Annotated in this window: 4 protein-coding genes; 3 read left to right on the top strand and 1 reads right to left on the bottom strand. The window is 63.9% G+C overall.

Translation table 11 applies throughout. The features are described from left to right. The first annotated feature begins 560 nt into the window (after positions 1–560). The 3 genes from EOD07_RS25010 (at position 561) to EOD07_RS25000 (ending at position 3,359) form a co-directional block, all read left to right on the top strand. Entirely contained in the window at positions 561–1,472 is a 912-nt protein-coding gene (locus tag EOD07_RS25010; RefSeq protein ID WP_127237327.1) for a glycoside hydrolase family 26 protein, read from the top strand. 206 nt (positions 1,473–1,678) lie between these two features. Continuing rightward, positions 1,679–2,101, top strand: a complete 423-nt coding sequence (locus tag EOD07_RS25005) for a DUF995 domain-containing protein (protein WP_245470459.1) — start codon at positions 1,679–1,681, stop codon at positions 2,099–2,101. A gap of 91 nt (positions 2,102–2,192) precedes the next feature. Then, on the top strand, positions 2,193–3,359 hold the full coding sequence (locus tag EOD07_RS25000; RefSeq protein ID WP_127237326.1) for a hypothetical protein: 1,167 nt from the start codon (positions 2,193–2,195) through the stop codon (positions 3,357–3,359). A gap of 61 nt (positions 3,360–3,420) precedes the next feature. Here EOD07_RS25000 and EOD07_RS24995 read toward each other — a convergent pair. Further along, a partial coding sequence (locus tag EOD07_RS24995; protein ID WP_127237325.1) for a (2Fe-2S)-binding protein occupies positions 3,421–4,141 on the bottom strand: 721 nt, incomplete at its 5' end.

The raw sequence follows: 4,141 nt of genomic DNA, 5'->3' as shown, positions 1-4,141 counted from the left end.
CGCCCATACTACCCACGCCCTGCCCGCCCGGCTAAGCCGGTCGAACGCACTCATCCCACTGCAGAATCAGCTTTGGCTAATGCAGAGTCAACAAAATTAGGCTTTCGTTAACCAAGCTTGTTGGGAACTGGTTAACCAAGCCACGGCCTTCGCGCCCTGCATCTTCCGGGGCGCGGCCGCAACGCCGGCTTGTCTTAGGCGCTTCCCTGATCGGAGCCGGCGCGACTCATCCTTCCGGTTAACCGTGCCGGTGGCGATAAGGTTAAGTAACGGTTAATTGCGCTTGACTCTCGTCGAGCATAGGCTCTTATATGAGAAAGGGTTAATATCGTAACGTTGACGCGAATTTGTGAGTATCGCGGCGACCTCGTCTCAAGGCCTATGTATAAGGCCGACGGAGACAACAATAGTGGACGGCAGAGCGTGAAGCGCGCCAGTCCCAGTCGCTCTGAAAACCCGCATCTTCACCTCAGCGGCCGATATTTGGGTTTGCGTGCCGGTCGGCACGTCGTGGCAAGCTTCAAGGTCCGGCGGGACACTGAAGCCCATGGGAGGCGGGTATGAAACTCTCCACAGCAACCGCGCTTGTGTCGGCGCTTATCATCGGCGTGGCCTTGCCAGCGTCGGCGGGTTCGCAGACGGGAACGGATCCGATCAAGACGAGCTCGGCCGCGTCGGCGTTCGGCTCCTACGATCCTTACGGCGATTTCAGCAACGACAAGTCGGCCACCATCGAGGAACTGTTCCTGCCTTGGGAAGACGTCGACCTGTCGACGCTGCCGCTCGCGGACGCCTATGCGCAGCAACGCGGCCGTTCGCTGCTGATCACCATCGAGCCTTGGACATGGTCGAAGGACTGGCGCATCACGCCGCCCGAACTGCGCGACGGCATATTGAGCGGCAAATACGACGCCAACATGCAGGCGATCTGCAGCCTTGTCGGGCAAATGAAGAGCCCGGTCACCATTCGCTGGGCGCAAGAGATGGAAGACAAGAACGGCCGCTTCACCTGGGCCAACTGGGCGCCGAAGGACTGGATCGCCGCCTACAAGCGCGAGGTGGACGTGTGCCGCAAGGCCGCGCCGGCGGCAAAATACATGTGGTCGCCCAAGGGCGTCGAAGGCCTGGAGAAATACTATCCCGGAGACAACTATGTCGATGTGATCGGCCTCTCGGTGTTCGGCTTGCAGAAGAAGGACAATGACGAAGTCGGCCGCGACCGGACCTTCGAAGAGACGCTGAAACCAGGCTATGAGCGTGTCGCGAAATTCAACAAGCCGGTCGTCGTTGCCGAGTTGGGCTATGTCGGAAAGCAAGACTACGTGTCGAAATGGGCTGAGGACTCGCGCAAGTCCTATGCCGAGTTTCCGGCCCTGACCTCGGTCGTCTACTTCAACCAGAAGGAAGTCTGGCCGTGGCTGGGCGGCTATGGGCTGCCCGACTGGCGGGTAACCCAGCACGTCCTGCCGTAACGGCGCGACCACGTTCGTCCCGGCCAGACCGGGACGGGCTCCGGCTAAAAGTGTTAAAGTGTGATTGCCGCCGGGCTGGCTTGGCGGGTGGTAAAGCGTATGCGTAAATCAGTGGGCGGAGTAAAATCGTGAAAAGTGCAGTGGGGAAGTTTCTCGGAGCGGCGCTTGTCTGCTCCGTTTTTGTTGTCGGCCCGCAGGGTGCCGCAATGGCCAAGGCAGCGAACAGGATCGACGCCAAGGCGGCGAAGGCCGACGTCGTTTCCGACGAAGGCGTCTATCAGCTCTACAAGAACCGCTCATGGCGCTGGGGCAACCACGGCGCTGCGTATTTTGCGGTGCAGAAGCGGCAGTTTACAGCGTGGTCCACCAAGGGGGGCAAGAGCTATGGCGAGGGTCTCTGGTTCATGCCTGGCCACGGCAAACTGTGTTTCCGGGCAACATGGCACGGCTCGTGGGGCGCCAAGACATCCTTGAGCTGCTTCGAGCATCGCCAGGCTGGCAAGGTGATCTACCAGCGCGAATCTCCGAGCGGTACCTGGTATGAGTTCCGGAATCGCCACGGCAAATCGGACCTGCGCAATGGTGACTACGCCAGCAGGAAGGTGAAACGCTTCAAGGCGAAGCTGTAGTCGCGGACGCATCTCGACGTGCAGTAGCGCGATTGCCAAGCATGGCGATTTCGCGCAACGGTCATCGCGGCTGAAACGACCGCGTGACCGAATGCCGGGGGCTGACGGAACCATCCTGATCACGGGGGCGCGCGCTCCGGTGGCGCTGCATCTGGCGCGCCTTCTCCATGGCGCGGGCCATAGGGTGATCCTGGCCGACACGCCGGCGCGGCCGATCGCGGCGGCGAGCAGGGCCTGCGCGCGCTATCATCGATTGCCGCCGCCGCGCTTCGAGCCGCAGGCCTACTGCGAGGCGGTGGAGGCGTTGATCCGGACCGAGGGCATCAGCCTCGTCATCCCGACCTGCGAGGAAGTCTTTCACCTTGCGCTTGCCTGGCGCAACAGGACGATGCCGGCGCGATTGTTCGCCCCCGATATCGGATTGCTGGCCGAGGTCCACGACAAGCACAGCTTCATCCGGCTGGCTGAACGGCTCGGCCTGGCGGTACCGGAAACCACGCTTCTCAATTCCCGCGACGATCTGGAGGCGGTGCGTGCTGGCTCGCGCACGCTCGTCTTCAAGCCGGTCTGGTCGCGCTTTGCCAACCACGTTCTGCTGCGTCCGACGCCCGATTTCCTCGATACGATCACACCCTCACCCGCCATGCCCTGGGTGGCGCAGCGTTTTGTCGAGGGCGAGGAGATCAGCGCCTATGCGGTGGCGCGGGACGGCAGGCTGAAGGCGCTGGCGCTCTACCGCTCGCCCTATCGCGCCGGCAAGGGCGCCGGCATCTTCTTCGAGCGGGTCGAGGACGACACCGCGCGCGATCTGGTCGAGCGCATCGTCGCCGGCACCGCGTGGACCGGGCAGATCTCCTTCGACCTGATGCGCGAGCCGGATGGCCGCGTGCTGCCGCTCGAATGCAACCCGCGCGCGGTGAGCGGCCTGCATTTCTTCCGCGATCCGGCGCGCTTCGCAGATGCCCTGCTCGGCGACGGCCAGGAAATCAGGCCGGACGTCACCGCGCCGCAAACGGTGCGGCTCGCGATGTGGATTTACGGCCTGCCGGCGGCGCTGCGTTCGGGCGGGTTCGCCCGCTTTCGCCAAGCGATGCGCGAGGGCGAGGAACTGCTCGATTGGCCGGGCGATTCAGCCCCGTTAAGGGCGCAATGGCCGGCGCTGGCGGAGATCGCCGGGATGGCGTGGCGTGAGCGGATCAGCCTGCAGGCAGCGTCGACGCGGGATATCGAGTGGAACGGGCCTGCAGATTGCCGTTGACGCCGGCAGGCCAGAGGGGGGCGTGCCGGAACGCGACCTATCCTTCTTCAGCAGCAAACAATCACAGCTCGATTTCATGCACCTTCGGTTCGCTCGCCGCCGCCGGCAATTTCCCTTCCATGATCGCGGCGATGTCGCGGCGCAGGAAATCCAACGGCCCGATCACCGGCACGGCCTGCGGCGCGAAACGGGCGTTGTCACTCGCAGACTTCAGCACTCGGCGGTCCTGCTCAAGAGCGACATTGAACAATGGCTTGAAGGCCAGCGCCTTCAGTTCGCCGAGCAGGCCCTGGCGCCGGCCGATCAGCCAGCCGACGCCCTCGACGGTGCGCTCGTCGGCCTGGCGCAGATGGAAGGTGGTGGCCAAGACCAGCCCGTCCTTGCCCCAATATTCGAGCTCGGCGATGCCGGGGTGCCGGAAACGGCCGATGGTCCTTGCGCGCTCGCCTTCCAGCAGCCGGCTGATCAGGCCCTGCTGGCGGTCCTCGCCGGTATAGCTCGCCTCGACCCAGCCCTCGCCTCCCGTCACCTCGACCCGCACCAGATGGCGCTTGGAGGTGAGGCCGCGCAGCAGGCCCTTGTGGGTGAAATGGGTATGGGTGGCGTCGAGGATGTTTTCCGCCGCGTCGATCACCGTCGACTGGGTCGACGAGCGCACCCGCCGCACGATGATGTCCTTGCCCTGCATGCAGTGCAGGTAAGGCTCGCCCCGCGGCGTGCCGGACGAGATGAAGACGACGCTGTCGCGCTCGATCGCGGCATAGCGCCGGACCCGGTAATGC

The sequence above is a fragment of the Mesorhizobium sp. M2C.T.Ca.TU.002.02.1.1 genome, from assembly GCF_003997225.1.
Note: the sequence above shows the minus strand (reverse complement) of the source record. Positions and strands in the feature narration are given on the sequence as shown.

What these genes read in the sequence shown, in the direction of transcription:
- EOD07_RS25010 (WP_127237327.1), top strand. Translation starts at nt 561, where the DNA reads ATGAAACTCTCCACAGCAACCGCGCTTGTGTCGGCGCTTATCATCGGC.
- EOD07_RS25005 (WP_245470459.1), top strand. Translation starts at nt 1,679, where the DNA reads ATGGCCAAGGCAGCGAACAGGATCGACGCCAAGGCGGCGAAGGCCGAC.
- EOD07_RS25000 (WP_127237326.1), top strand. Translation starts at nt 2,193, where the DNA reads ATGCCGGGGGCTGACGGAACCATCCTGATCACGGGGGCGCGCGCTCCG.